Consider the following 14334-nt stretch of genomic DNA (forward strand, 5'->3'; position numbering starts at 1 on the left):
AAGCAAAAAGAGAAAAGGATAAGAAATATGAAAATACTACTGTTAGGAAGTGGCGGACGTGAGCACGCCCTGGCTTGGAAAATTGCTCAGAGTGAGAAATGTGAGAAACTCTATATTGCCCCAGGTAACGCTGGCACTGGCAACTGCGGTGAGAATGTAGCCATGAAGGCCGACGACTTCGAGGCCATCAAGGAGTTCATCGTGGCCAAGGGCGTTAACATGGTGGTTGTCGGTCCTGAGGACCCTCTGGTGAAAGGCATCTACGACAACCTGAAGGCCGACGAGCGTACTAAGGACGTACCCGTCATCGGCCCTTCAAAGGCTGGTGCCGTACTCGAAGGCTCCAAGGACTTTGCCAAGAGTTTCATGCAGCGCCACAACATCCCCACAGCACGCTATCAGACCTTCGACGGCGAACATCTGGAGGAAGGTCTGAAGTTTCTTGAGACCCTCGAAGCTCCCTACGTTCTCAAGGCCGACGGTCTCTGCGCAGGTAAGGGCGTTCTGATTCTCCCCACCCTCGACGAGGCCAAGAAAGAACTCAAGGAGATGCTGGGCGGCATGTTCGGCAACGCCTCGAGCCGTGTGGTCATCGAGGAGTTCATGAGTGGTATCGAGTGCTCTGTCTTCGTACTCACTGATGGCAAGAACTATAAGATTCTGCCTGAGGCCAAGGACTACAAGCGTATCGGCGAGCACGATACGGGTCTGAACACTGGCGGTATGGGAAGTGTTACCCCTGTACCCTTCGCCACCAAAGAGTGGATGCAGAAGGTGGAGGACCGCATCATCCGTCCGACAGTAGAGGGGCTGGCTGCTGACGGCATCGACTACAAGGGATTCATCTTCTTCGGCCTCATCAACCGCACCAATACGCCAAGTAAAGAGGCTGAGCCATACGTCATCGAGTACAACTGTCGTATGGGCGACCCAGAGACTGAGAGCGTTATGCTCCGTCTGAAGAGCGACATCGTCGATCTGTTCGAGGGTGTAGCTGCCGGCGACCTCGACAAGCGTGCCATCGAGTTCGATCCCCGTTCTGCCGTGTGCGTCATGATGGTGAGCGGCGGTTACCCCCAGGAGTACAAGAAGGGTTACCCCATCACAGGCATCGACCAGGTAGAGGGATCTATCGTCTTCCACAGTGGCACGGCCATGAAGGACGGTCAGGTAGTGACGGCTGGTGGTCGCGTCATTGCTGTCTCTTCCTACGGCAAGGATAAGGCCGAGGCACTTCAGAAATCGTTTGAGGAAGCTCAGAAGATTCAGTTCACCGATAAATATTTCCGTCGCGACATCGGCGCTGATCTATGATCAAACGCTTACAAAACAGAATCGCAGAAAGCCGTTACGCATTGCCTGTAACGGCCTTCTACGCTATACTCATCTGGCTCACCGCTGGTCTGGTGTCCCAGCAGTGGTGGGTCCAGTTCGGCTGTTTCGTACTGTCGGCGTGGATGATGATGCAACTCAACAATGAGAACCTGCTCATCCGCATCTACAGCCGACTGGTGTCGTGCGCCTATCTGGCAATCACCAGTGCGGCAGTCTTTCTCTTTCCCTCGCGCTCAGGAGCACTCATGCAGATGGGAGCAGCTTTGGCTCTTTACCTGCTCTGGCACAGCTATCAGGACCGCGACTCGGTAGGCTGGACATTCTACACATTCCTTTGTCTGGGCATAGGAAGCATCATCCAGAGTCAGGTGCTTTACTACCTGCCTGCGTTCTGGATTATGATGGCGTGGTTCATCTTCTCACTCTCATGGCGCACGTTCTTTGCTTCCCTGTTGGGCCTGCTCACTCCCTATTGGTTCTGTCTGCCTTATTATGTCTATCAGGGCGAAGACAGTCTGGCTCTGCTGTCAAGTCATCTGAGCAGTCTGTTCGATATCGTGTCGCGCCCCGACTACACGATGCTCAACTTGTCCCAGTTGGCATTTCTCGGTTTCCTTGTGGTGCTCTTCATCATCGGCGCCATCCACTTTATCCTCACCAGCTATAAGGATAAGATCCGTGTACGCCAGATATACTACAGTTTTATCATGGTGGCCATTTATTCCTTATTGCTGGTGGTGGTTCAGCCCCAGTGCTACGACATGGTAATCCGCGTGCTGATTCTGGTGGTCAGCCCCATCGTCGCCCATTTCTTTGCGCTCACCCACACACGTCTCACCAACATCCTGTTCATCGTCATCATCATCATGACCCTTTTGTTCACAGGCTATAACCTATGGATGTCATCATCACTCTTTTAAGTCAGTATGGTTATTGGGGCATGCTGCTGGCAGCCTTTCTGGCTGGCAGTTTCTTCCCTTTTTCCAGCGAGGCGGTGATGATAGCGCTCATGGCCACTGGCCTCGACCCTTGGCAACTCATGGTCTACGGCACCATCGGTAATGTGCTGGGGTCTGTGGTCAACTACGGCATCGGTCGTATGGGCAGGATGGAATGGATTGAAAAGTACCTCCATGTCAGGAAAGAAAGCCTCGACAAAGCCCATCGTTTTCTGGCGGGCCATGGCTCTTGGATGGGCTTTTTCGCCTTCCTGCCTGTTCTCGGCAGTGCCATCACCATCGCCTTGGGACTGATGCGCTCCAACATCGTCATCACATTCATCGCCATCACCATAGGCAAATTATTCCGTTATATTATCTTAATTTACGGCGCAGGGCTGTTTATGTAAACAAAGTTTTTAGTATCTTTGCAGTCATAATTTGAGTTTTAACGTTAGAATAGCATATTTTCAATGAAACAATTCAGACTGGTGGACAATACCCTCGGTTGGCTTTCTTTTCTGATTGCCGCCTTCGTCTATTGCTCCACGATCGAACCGACAGCCAGTTTCTGGGACTGTCCGGAGTTTATCACGACAGGTTATAAACTTGAAATAGGTCACCCCCCTGGGGCACCGTTCTTCATGCTTACTGCCAACCTGTTCTCGCAGTTCACAAGCGATGCGACTCAGGTGGCCCGCATGGTCAACACGATGAGCGCCCTGCTCTCTGCCACGTGTATCCTATTCCTCTTCTGGAGCATCACCCACTTGGTACGCAGACTGCTCATCAGCCGCTGGGAAGACCTCTCGCTCTCTAAGCTCATAGCCATCGAGGGCTCTGGCTTAGTGGGCGCATTGATCTACACTTTCAGCGATACCTTCTGGTTCTCGGCTGTCGAGGGCGAGGTCTATGCCTACTCCTCGGCCTTTACTGCTGTGGTGTTCTGGCTCATCCTGAAATGGGAAGACCATGCCGACGAGCCTCATTCTGACCGCTGGCTCATCCTGATCATGTATATGACAGGCCTGTCTATCGGTGTCCACCTGCTCAACCTGCTGTGTGTACCTGCCATCGGCCTGGTATATTACTACCGTCGCTATCCCGATGCCAATCTCAAGGGCTCGCTCATTGCCTTAGCGGCTTCGCTGGTCATCCTGGCAGCCGTGCTCTATGGCGTCGTTCCTGGCATCATCACCGTGGGCGGCTGGTTCGAGCTGTTCTTCGTCAACACGCTCGGCATGCCGTTCAACACAGGCGAGATCATCTATATCATCCTGCTGGTGAGCTGTGTCATCTGGGCAGTCTATGAGACCCAGACGCAGCGCCACTCTGAGAAGGTACAGAATATTGCCTTCCTGCTCTCAGTGGGCATGCTTGGCATTCCATTCTACGGTTGGGGCTGGTCGGCCTTCATCATCGGTATCATCGTACTGGCAGCCCTCTGGTTCGTATTGGGTTACACCAAGGACAAGAAAGCACTCATCACAGCCCGCATGAAGAACACCACCCTGCTCTGCATGCTCATGCTCATGATTGGCTACTCCAGCTACGCGCTGATTGTCATCCGCTCTTCTGCCAACCCCCCGATGGACCAGAACTCTCCAGAGGACATTTTCACACTCGGCGACTATCTGGGACGTGACCAGTATGGCAACCGCCCACTGTTCTATGGTCAGGCTTACACCTCTCAGGTAGCCCTCGAACAGGATGGCAACTACTGCAAGCCCGTCATGTCGAAGGGTAAGCCCGTCTACCAGCGCAAGGAGAAGGCTTCTGCCGACGAGAAAGACTCTTATTTCGTGGTTCGCACTAAAGACGAATACGTATATGCCCAGAACATGTTCTTCCCACGTATGTACGATGCAGGTCATGCTGCAGCCTACGAATCGTGGATGGGAGGTGTCGACGGCACCGAGGTTCCCTACGACCGCTGTGGCGAACCCATGACCGTCAAGGTCCCCTCACAGTTCGAGAACATCCGTTTCTTCCTGTCTTATCAGTGTAATTTCATGTACTGGCGTTACTTCATGTGGAACTTCGCCGGTCGTCAGAACGATATCCAAGGTAATGGTGAACTCGAGCACGGCAACTGGATCACAGGTATCCCCTTCATCGACAACGCACGCCTGGGTGACCAGGAGCTGTTGCCCGATGAGCTGAAGGAGAACAAGGGTCACAACGTATTCTACTGCATGCCACTTATCCTGGGCCTCATCGGTCTCTTCTGGCAAGCATGGTACACCCGCAAGCGTAAGATCGTGGTCAACGGCACGGAGAAGATCATCGACGACCCCGTAGGCATCCGCCAGTTCTGGGTGGTGTTCTTCCTCTTCTTCATGACCGGTCTGGCCATCGTTATTTACCTCAACCAGACACCTATGCAGCCCCGTGAGCGCGACTACGCTTACGCAGGCTCGTTCTATGCCTTCGCCATCTGGTGTGGCATGGGCGTGGCAGCCATCATCGACTGGCTCCAGCGCAAGCTGAAGAAGGAGAGCCTGATTATCGCAGCCGTGGTAGCTGTCGTTGCTCTGCTGGTTCCCATCCAGATGGCCTCACAGACATGGGACGACCACGACCGTTCTGGCCGCTACACCTGCCGCGACTTCGGTCAGAACTACCTCATGACTCTGCAGGAGGAGGGCAATCCTATCATCTTCACCAATGGCGACAATGACACCTTCCCCCTCTGGTATAACCAAGACACCGAGGGCGTGCGTACCGATGCCCGCGTCTGCAACCTCTCTTACCTGCAGACCGACTGGTATATCGACCAGATGCGCCGTCAGGCCTACGACTCGCCTTCACTGCCCATCACATGGAGCCGACTGGAGTATTGCGCCGGTACCAACGAGTATGTACAGGTCGACCCCTCGCTTAAGGAACAGGTACTCGAGCTCTATCGCCAGAATCCTGAGGAGGCTAAGAAACAGCTGGGCGAAGAGCCCTTCGAGCTGAAGAACATCCTCAACCACTGGGTACGCTCTAAGGTCAAGGACTTCCACGTCATCCCCACCGATACCGTTTATATGACCATCGATAAAGAGGCTGTTCGCAAGAGTGGCATGATGATGGCAGCTGATAGCATCCCCGACAAGATGGTCATCTCGCTCAAGGGTAAGAGTGCCCTTTACAAGGGCGACCTCATGATGCTCGAGATTCTTGCCAATGCCAACTGGACACGTCCTGTCTATGTGGCCCTTACCGTGGGTTCCGAGAACTACATGAACCTGGGCGACAACTTCGTGCAGGAGGGTCTGGCCAACCGTATCACGCCGTTCACCACCAACGCTCCTGGCGCTAAGAACTTCGATACCGAGAAGACGTTCAACAACGTGATGAACAAGTTCAAGTTCGGTGGTGTTGATACCAAGGGCATCTATCTTGACGAGACGGTGATCCGTATGTGCTACACCCACCGTCGCCTGCTCTCATTGTTGGCCCTGGACCTCGTCAACGAGGGTAAGACCGACAAAGCCAAGCAGGTACTTGACAAGTGTGAGAAGGCTCTGCCATCCTATAACATCCCGCACGACTTCCAGAGCGGTTCACTCGATCTGGCCCGCGCCTATGCCTTGACGGCTCAGCCCAAGAAGGCCCAGCAGCTCATCGACGAACTCTGGAAGAAGTCGGCACAGTATCTGCAGTTCTACTGCTCGCTCGACGAGTCTCGTTTCAGCATGTCACAGCACGACTGCATGGTTCATCTCTATATCATGCAGCAGATACTCAGCATCGAGGACATGATAGATCAGAAGAAGTCTGAGCGCCTTGAGCAACAGCTCCAGAGCCTCATGCATATATACGAATCCAAAGGAGGGAGCTACGGAGAATGATTATTGAGCAACCAGCACCCTATCTCCGCTGGCTCTACCCCAGGGCTTACTGGAGGATGGACCGTCACGACAGGTCAGTGTACCTGACCTTCGACGACGGCCCCATACCAGAAGCCACCCCGTTTATCCTTGAAACGCTGAAGCAGTTCAATGCCAAGGCCACCTTCTTCATGGTGGGCGACAATGTGCGCAAGTATCCGGAGCTCTATCAGCGCATCGTGGCAGAGGGCCATCAGGTGGGTAACCACACCCACAACCATATCGGTGGTCTACGCCACACCATCAAGGAATACAGCTATAATGTCGAGAAGGCCAATGCCTACATCCACAGCCATTACGTGCGCCCGCCCCATGGCTGGATGCGTATGGCACAATATGCCTGGCTCAGTCGTAAGTACAAAATCGTGATGTGGGACCTTGTCACCCGCGACTACTCTAAATGGATGACAGCCGAGGATGTGGTCAACAATGTCAAGAAATACGCACGCAACGGTTCCATCATCACCTTCCACGACTCCCTCAAGTCCATCGACAAGCTCCGCACAGCCCTCCCAGAGAGTCTCCAATGGCTCAAAGACCAGGGCTATTCTTTCCGCACCTTCCCCTAAACCCCTTACTATCGACTATAAACACTAAACAATAAAAAAATGAAGAAATTACTAACATCTTGTTTACTAGCTACCACATTCGCTATGACAACAAATGCTCAGCCGCAACTCTCGGCAACAAACATCGACGAAGTACTTAAGGCCATGACCCTTGAGGAGAAAGCCAAACTTCTGGTTGGCGGTGCAAACAACTTCTTCGGCGCCAATGCCGTAGTAGGCGGCGAGGCCGACCTCGTGGCAGGTGCTGCCGGCACCTCCCCTGCCATCCCCCGTCTTGGCATCCCAGCCACAGTACTCACCGACGGCCCTGCAGGTGTGCGTATCGACCCCACCCGCCCAGGCACCGACAAGACCTATTATGCCACTGCATTCCCCATTGGTTCCTGTCTGGCTTCCACCTGGAACACCGAACTCGTAGGACGTGTGGGCGAGGCCATCGGCAATGAGACCAAGGAATATCGCTGCGATGTCATCCTGGGTCCTGGCATGAACCTCCATCGCAATCCCCTCTGCGGTCGCAACTTCGAGTACTACTCAGAAGACCCCCTGCTCACCGGTAAGATTGCCGCAGCTTATATCAACGGCGTACAGAGTCAGGGTGCAGGCGTCTCTGCCAAGCACTTCGCTGTGAACTCACAGGAGACCGACCGCACCTCTGTCGACGAGCGCGTCTCTCAGCGTGCAGCCCGTGAGCTCTATCTCCGCGGCTTCGAGATTGCAGTCCGCGAGAGCAACCCCTGGACCATCATGGCATCATATAACAAGGTGAACGGTGAGTTCTCGATGGGTAACCACGACCTGCTCACCAAGATCCTCCGCGACGACTGGGGCTTCAAGGGCATCGTCATGACCGACTGGATTGGCATCCGCGAAGGTCTGCCCACCATCCGCGAGGTACAGGCAGGCAACGACCTCATGGAGCCGGGCCAGCCCGCTCAGGTCGAAGAGATCATCGCTGGTGTGAAGAACGGAACCCTCGCCATCGCCGATGTCGACCGCAATGTGCGTCGCATGCTCGAGTACATCGTCAAGACGCCCAGTTTCCACAAGTATCCAGCCAACAACGCCCCCGACTTCAAGGCTCATGCCGCCATCACCCGTCAGACGGCTGCCGAGGGCATCGTACTGCTGAAGAACAACGGCACCCTGCCTTGGAAGGACAATGCCATCAAGACCGTCGCCCTGTTTGGCGAGAACTCCTACGACTTCCTCTCTGGCGGCACAGGATCTGGCTGCGTACATCCACCTTATGTAGTCGACATGCTTGAAGGTCTGAAGAACGCAGGCATCCAGTCATCACCCGTTCTCACCGACATCTATCGCAAGTACATCGAGTTCGCAAAGGTCAAGTTCCAAGCCGAGCGTCATCCCGCCAAGTGGTATCAGCGCGAGTATTTCGGTCAGCAGAAATATCCGGAGATCGGCCTCTCACCCATCGCCATCAACAACGAGGTGCAGACTGCCGATGCAGCCATCATCACCATCGGTCGCCAGGCAGGTGAAGGTGTCGATCGCGACATCGACACCGAGTTCAACCTCATCGCCGAGGAGCGTGCCCTCATCACCGACGTGTGCAACGCCTTCCATGCCGCAGGCAAGCCCGTCATCGTGATTATCAATTCAGGCAGTGTCATCGAGACCGCCTCATGGAGCAGTTACCCCGATGCCATTCTCTGCGCTTGGCAGCCAGGCATGGAGGGCGGCAACTCGATTGCCGACCTGCTCACCGGCAAGGTGAACCCCTCTGGCAAGCTCACCATGACATGGCCCATCGCCGCCACCGACCACCTCTCGACGAAGAACTTCCCTGGTCAGCTCGACTACTACAGCTTCAAGGATATGACAGCCAACAAGCAACCAATCCCAGGACATGCCTATACCAACCACGAAGAGGGCATCTATGTGGGTTATCGTTATTTCGACACCTATCAGAAAGAAGTAGCCTATCCTTTCGGTTTCGGTCTCTCCTACACCACCTTCAGTTTCTCGAAGCCTGTGGTGAAGGCAAAGGGTAAGACCGCAGTAGAGGTGACGGTCACCGTCAAGAATACCGGTTCTTGCGCTGGTAAGGAAGTGGCTCAGGTATATGTCAAGGCCCCACAGGCCCGCTTGGAAAAGCCGTCCCACGAGCTGAAGGCCTTTGCCAAGACCCGTGAGCTGCAGCCCGGCGAGAGCCAGACACTCACCATGACCATTCCCGTGCGCGATCTGGCATCGTTCGACGAGACAGGCTCACAATGGCTCACCGAGGCAGGTCAGTACACCTTCCTCATCGGCAACAGCAGTCGCAACCTTCCTGCTACTGCCCAGCTCACCCTGAGTGAATACACCGAGCCCACCTCCAAGGCGCTCTAAACATAAAAAATCCCCGCTCAAATCGAGCGGGGATTTTTTTAATATGCATTCTTGTCTCTGACGAAAAAGGACTTGATAGTGAGCCAAATGATGCGGCAGTCTAACCAGAAAGTCCAGTGCTCCATATACCAGATGTCACGCTGCACGCGCCCTTCCATCTGCCACACTTCCCTGGTCTCCCCTCTGTAGCCCGTGACTTGCGCCCACCCCGTAATGCCGGGCTTGATAAAGTGGCGCACCATGTACTTGTCTATCAGTTCGGAATACATCTTCGTATGGGCAAGCTTCCAATAACGGTGGCAGAGGGTCTAGCCCAATAGAGATAGGCACCGGCCAGCAGGATACAAAGCAAGACTATTTGACTGATGTTTATATAATTACACAACAAGAGGGGGACACCATCCTAAGGTTTTAGGCGGATATGGTTATTGGCGTTAATTGGTAGCGATAAGTCTTTTCCCCTTACTGACATCCAGTGTTGGTTGTTGATTCGCATTTGCAAAGATAGAGAAAAAAAAAGGACACCACCAAAGAAAATAGAAAAAAAATAAATCCCCGCTTCAACCGAGCGGGGATTTATCATTTATTTCTTACTCTGATTCTGAAAGTTTGTCGTCGCTCTCCAGTACAAGACCATCGATGGGCAACTGGCGGCTGATGGCTGTGTGGAAGGAAATGAGCGTCTGGCTGCTGGCAAGACCCAGAGGCTGCAGACGGTCGTGGATAATGGTGAGCAGATGGTGATTATTGTAAGCATAAATCTTGATGAACATATCGAAGTTACCAGTGGTGTAATGACACTCCACCACCTCTGGGATTTCCTTCAGGCGTTCAACCACCTCGTCGAACTTCTCAGGGTCTTTCAGGTTCAGACCGATATAAGCACAGGTCTCGTAGCCTATACGCTCTGGATCGATGATGAACTCTGAGCCTTTGAGTACGCCCATTGACGTGAGTTTCTGAATGCGCTGATGAATAGCTGCGCCACTCACACCACAGGCACGTGCCACCTCCAGGAATGCAATACGTGCATCGGCAGAGATCAGTTGTAGAATCTGTTTGTCAAGTTTATCGATTTTACTCATAAGCTATATATGTTTTATTTGATTTGAGTTGCACTGTAATTGATGCGCAGGGCATAGCACTGCTGAAGGGCCTGCTTCACGTCGTGGATGATGCCCATCGGCGTATGCCGGTCAGCACGCAGACTGACGGTGAGGTGTTCGGCGTTGGCGGGTGACATGTCTGCACGGATATGTTCGATACGGGCAGGGATCTCCTCGGGCATCACCAGATCACCATTGAGCTGTACGCCCCATGTGTTATCGTCTTGCCGGCCGATATAGATATTGATGACAGAGGCTTTATTGGCCAGCTTCTGTACCTCGGTGCCCTGGGGCACTTCCAGACGCACCTTCACCTCGTCGCTGCGCATGTGGGTGACAATCATGAAGAAGAACAGCACCGTGAAGATGAGGTCGGGCATAGAGGCCACATTCAGCGAGGGTACGCCGTGGCGACTGGTATGGAACTTGCTCTTCATGGGTCTCATTGGCCACCTCCTTTCAGGTCTTCGCTGATGCGCTGGGGATAATGCTCGTTGACCGTCGTGCGCTCATCGGCCGACAGGCGGCTGTAGTCGCACCCATAGTGACGACGGGCATAGTCGTTGCGCAGGGTATAATAGGCCTTGACCACTGCCTCCTGCATCTGGAAATAGGCGTCGTAGGTGGTCTCACGGTCGGCCTGTATCGTCACTGCATGTCCTGTGGGATTGACAGAGGCCATAGCCATCACCTCGTCGGTGAGTTGCCGGGCGGTGACCGCCTTGCCATCACAGGTAAGCTGGTTATGGGCATCGAGCTCTATGCGCAGCACATGGTCTTTGTTGATATTCTTAGGCTGCTCATGCTCCAAAGGCGGAGGGGCCATCTGGCGCAAGAGTCCCTTGTCCGTGTCCATCGATGATGTCACGAGAAAGAATATCAGGAGCATGAACGAGATGTCGGCTGTCGACGTGGTGTTCAACTCCGGAATCTGCTGACGATAGCGCTTACGAAACATCCGAGGATCAGAAGGATTGAAGTATAGATAAACATATCTGTCAGCCTGAGCCAGAGGGCATCTGTATACAGAATGCCATTGGTCATGACAGGCTTTGACGAGCCTAAGAGGAAGGTGAGCACCAGACAGACAACCAGACCGATGGCTACGCACCACCCGATTTTGCCTGCAGGCACACCATTGATGATATCGTCGCCCTTGCGCCGTGTACGCATGCCATGCCACACGCTATAGGCCGTCACACCGAGTGCAACAGCCGTCACCAGGTACATCAGACCAAGCATGACATCGGCCAGGAAAGGCGATACGAAACTATTCATTTTTCTTACCCTTTAACTTATACTCTGTTATCATGTCGAGCAGACTGATGGCCGACTCTTCCATCTGAGACGTCAGGCGCTCTATCTTGGAGAGTATGTAGCTGTAGAAGAGCTGCAGGATGAGGGCTACCACGATACCGAAGATGGTGGTGATGAGCGCTACCTTCATACCTTGCGCTACAATGGTAGGACCGATATCGCCTGCCTGCTGAATCTGGTCGAAGGCCATCACCATACCAATCACCGTGCCAAGGAAACCTAATGAAGGGGCCATGGCGATGAAGAGCTTGATCCACGAGCAACCCTTTTCGAGATTGGCTACCTGCAAACCTCCGTAGTTGGTGATGGAACGCTCGATGGCATCCATCGACTGGTGGATATGAAGCAGACCCTGATAGCAGACTGAGGCCACAGGGCCACGCGTGTTCCTGCAAAGGGTCTTGGCACCCTCTACATCGTCCTGTTGCAGATGTTTCTCGATATCCTCGAGCAACTTGTAGGACTTGATTTCTGAGAGTGTCAGGTAGATGATGCGCTCAATGCAGAAAGCCAGACCCAGCACTAGGGCCAGGGCTACGAGCGACATGAACCCGACGTTACCGTCGATGAACTTGGTCTTCAACTGTTTGTGGAAACCTCCCTCTTCGTCAGCTGCCTCAGCATCGTCGATGACCATGGCCTCTGCTGCCAATGAGTCAGTCACAGCTAAGGATTCAGCCGCAGCAACAGTGTCTGCAACGAGAGCTGTATCTTGTTGGGGAGTCTTGTCTTGAGCATACGAGACTTGCGTCATGACAAGCAAGCCTACCAGTGAAAACAGAATAGTCAGTCTTTTCATAATGATATCTGTCAAATGCGGAGAGAACAGGACATCCTCGGCTCTTTGCCTCGGAGCTTTGAATCCTGTCAAATCCTTGCGGAGAGAACAGGACATCCTCAGCATTTTGCCTCGGAGCTTTGAATCCTGTCTATACCATGCGGAGAGAACAGGATTCGAACCTGCGAACCGGTTTTGCCGGTTACACGCTTTCCAGGCGTGCCTCTTCAACCACTCGAGCACCTCTCCTTGTTTCGCTAACTTCGGTCTGCAAAGATAGCGTTTTTACTTCAGATTAAAGGGCTTAAACATTTATATTTAATACTTTTTTGCAGTTTTGGGTCGTCTTCTCTGCCACTTCCTCCTCGCTGACACCATAAGCCTCTGCCAGTTTGCGCAGCACATGAGCCACAAAGGCCGGTTCGTTGCGCTGACCTCGCATGGGGACGGGAGCCATGTATGGGGCATCGGTCTCAAGTACAATACGATCTAGGGGGACAACAGCGGGAAGCACCTCTGGGAGATGGGACTTCTTGAAGGTGAGCACACCTCCGATGCCCAACACGAAACGCTCGAACTGCAACAGTTCTTTTGCTTCCAACTCATTGCCTGTAAAACAATGGAACACGCCTCCCGGCAGATCATTCTTATAGCGTTTGAGAATGGACACCATCTCATTCTGCGCCTTGCGACAATGAATCATCAATGGCAACTGCAACTCTACCGACCAGCGTACCTGCTGCTCAAAAGCCTCCAGCTGCTCTTGCTCGAACTCACGACTCCAATAGAAGTCGAGACCCACCTCACCAATGGCAACGGCCTCGCGCACTACAGGGTATATGGCCGTCAGTACTTCGCGCCAGTCGCTGCGCACCTCCTCAGGATGGAGACCGAGCATGGGATAGCAGTAGCCCGGATAACGATGACAGAGGTCGATAACCGTCTGACATGACTTGAGGTCGATGCCGGGGATACCAATAGCCGCCACCCCTGCCTCCTGGGCACGGGTTACAACGGCATCAAGGTCTTCACGGAATTCCTCGCCGTCCAGATGACAATGGGTGTCGATGAAACGAAGCATCAGCTCTGGCGGGTCATCATCTCAGCAGCATAGGCCTTCAGTTCGGCCTTACGCTCCTCGGGTACGTTCACCTTGGCCAGATACTTCAAGGCCAGCTGATAGCACTCTTCCATCTTCTGCTCACAGAGCTGACGGATACCTATCTCGTCGTAGAGCTTTGTCACGGCCTTCACCTTCTCATTACGATCGAACTCCTTGGCGAAGATCCACTTCTCGAGTTCCTTGCGCTGAGCGTCGTTGGCACGGTTATAGGCATTGATAAGCATATAGGTCTTCTTGTTCGAGGTGATGTCGCCACCGATGTTCTTGCCAAACACCTTCGGGTCGCCATAGACATCGAGCAGGTCGTCCTGAAGCTGGAAGGCCAGACCAATCTGCTCACCGAACTTATAGAGATTGTCCTGATCGTCTTTCGACGCACCGGCCAGAATGGCACCAATCTTCACGGCACATGCCAGAAGCACGCTTGTCTTCAGACGAATCATCTCGATATATTCTTCTTCACGCACATCGTTGCGAGTCTCAAACTCCACGTCGAGCTGCTGTCCCTCACCAATCTCATAGGTAGTAATGAGGAAGGTATGGAACACGTCCTTCACCTTGCTTACCTCACATGCCTCGATACGCTCGAAGGCCTGCAGCAGCATGGTATCACCCGAGAGAATGGCCTGATTGTCATCCCACTTCTTATGTACCGTCTCGTGACCGCGACGCATGTCGGCATTGTCCATCAGGTCGTCGTGCAGCAACGTAAAGTTATGATAGGTCTCCAAGCCAATGGCCTGGGTCATGATGCTCTCTGGATTGTCCTTATAGAGGTTATAGGCCAGCAGCATCAATACAGGGCGGACACGCTTTCCTCCCAACGATAGTACATACTTGATTGGTTCATACAGGGTAAAGGGCTTTCGGTCATAGGCCAGACCGTCGAGCGCCGCATTTACCTTTTTAAGTAATTCTTCTGATTTGTACATTTT

General features: G+C 53.4%; 13 protein-coding genes, 1 tRNA gene and 1 pseudogene. 6 read left to right on the top strand and 9 right to left on the bottom strand.

The window, feature by feature from the left end:
- Positions 1 to 27: 27 nt before the first annotated feature.
- The 6 genes from purD (at position 28) to T325_RS00455 (ending at position 9075) form a co-directional block, all read left to right on the top strand.
- Positions 28 to 1314, top strand: coding sequence for a phosphoribosylamine--glycine ligase (gene purD, locus T325_RS00430; RefSeq protein ID WP_036909514.1), 1287 nt, complete (start codon positions 28 to 30; stop codon positions 1312 to 1314).
- Entirely contained in the window at positions 1311 to 2255 is a 945-nt protein-coding gene (locus T325_RS00435) for a hypothetical protein (RefSeq protein ID WP_036909516.1), read from the top strand. The genes purD and T325_RS00435 overlap by 4 nt, the downstream gene beginning before the upstream one ends.
- Positions 2231 to 2683 carry a YqaA family protein gene (locus T325_RS00440; protein WP_036909517.1) on the top strand — a complete coding sequence of 151 codons (453 nt, stop codon included), beginning with the start codon at positions 2231 to 2233 and terminating at the stop codon, positions 2681 to 2683. Before T325_RS00435 ends, T325_RS00440 begins: the two co-directional genes overlap by 25 nt.
- A gap of 63 nt (positions 2684 to 2746) precedes the next feature.
- Complete coding sequence (locus tag T325_RS00445; RefSeq protein WP_036909520.1) at positions 2747 to 6112, top strand: protein O-mannosyl-transferase family; 3366 nt, start codon at positions 2747 to 2749, stop codon at positions 6110 to 6112.
- Entirely contained in the window at positions 6109 to 6720 is a 612-nt protein-coding gene (locus T325_RS00450) for a polysaccharide deacetylase family protein (protein ID WP_036909522.1), read from the top strand. Before T325_RS00445 ends, T325_RS00450 begins: the two co-directional genes overlap by 4 nt.
- Before the next feature lie 39 nt (positions 6721 to 6759).
- A complete protein-coding gene (locus T325_RS00455; RefSeq protein WP_036909523.1) occupies positions 6760 to 9075 on the top strand; it encodes a glycoside hydrolase family 3 C-terminal domain-containing protein in 2316 nt (771 codons plus the stop codon).
- 38 nt (positions 9076 to 9113) lie between these two features.
- Here the strand turns inward: T325_RS00455 and T325_RS00460 are convergent.
- From T325_RS00460 to T325_RS00500, 9 genes and pseudogenes are all read right to left on the bottom strand, one after another.
- Positions 9114 to 9359 (bottom strand): annotated as a pseudogene (locus tag T325_RS00460) (sugar transferase); the annotation flags it as partial.
- A 306-nt stretch (positions 9360 to 9665) separates the two neighbouring features.
- Positions 9666 to 10160, bottom strand: coding sequence for an Lrp/AsnC family transcriptional regulator (locus tag T325_RS00465; protein ID WP_036909525.1), 495 nt, complete (start codon positions 10158 to 10160; stop codon positions 9666 to 9668).
- Positions 10161 to 10174: 14 nt separating this feature from the next.
- Positions 10175 to 10627: an ExbD/TolR family protein gene (locus tag T325_RS00470; protein WP_231622162.1), complete on the bottom strand. Its 453-nt coding sequence runs from the start codon at positions 10625 to 10627 to the stop codon at positions 10175 to 10177.
- Positions 10624 to 11139 (bottom strand): ExbD/TolR family protein, encoded by a 516-nt coding sequence (locus tag T325_RS00475; protein ID WP_036909526.1) that lies wholly within the window; start codon positions 11137 to 11139, stop codon positions 10624 to 10626. Before T325_RS00475 ends, T325_RS00470 begins: the two co-directional genes overlap by 4 nt.
- Positions 11100 to 11459 (bottom strand): hypothetical protein, encoded by a 360-nt coding sequence (locus tag T325_RS00480; protein ID WP_051949614.1) that lies wholly within the window; start codon positions 11457 to 11459, stop codon positions 11100 to 11102. The genes T325_RS00475 and T325_RS00480 overlap by 40 nt, the downstream gene beginning before the upstream one ends.
- Positions 11452 to 12297, bottom strand: coding sequence for a MotA/TolQ/ExbB proton channel family protein (locus tag T325_RS00485; protein ID WP_036909527.1), 846 nt, complete (start codon positions 12295 to 12297; stop codon positions 11452 to 11454). Before T325_RS00485 ends, T325_RS00480 begins: the two co-directional genes overlap by 8 nt.
- 140 nt (positions 12298 to 12437) lie before the next feature.
- Positions 12438 to 12525: transfer RNA gene (locus T325_RS00490), tRNA-Ser, on the bottom strand.
- Between the two features lie 55 nt (positions 12526 to 12580).
- Complete coding sequence (locus T325_RS00495; RefSeq protein WP_036909528.1) at positions 12581 to 13357, bottom strand: TatD family hydrolase; 777 nt, start codon at positions 13355 to 13357, stop codon at positions 12581 to 12583.
- Positions 13357 to 14331, bottom strand: a complete 975-nt coding sequence (locus T325_RS00500) for a polyprenyl synthetase family protein (RefSeq protein WP_036909530.1) — start codon at positions 14329 to 14331, stop codon at positions 13357 to 13359. Before T325_RS00500 ends, T325_RS00495 begins: the two co-directional genes overlap by 1 nt.
- Between the last annotated feature and the right edge of the window lie 3 nt (positions 14332 to 14334).

Source organism: Prevotella sp. FD3004, assembly GCF_000746155.1.
Taxonomy (GTDB): Bacteria; Bacteroidota; Bacteroidia; order Bacteroidales; family Bacteroidaceae; genus Prevotella.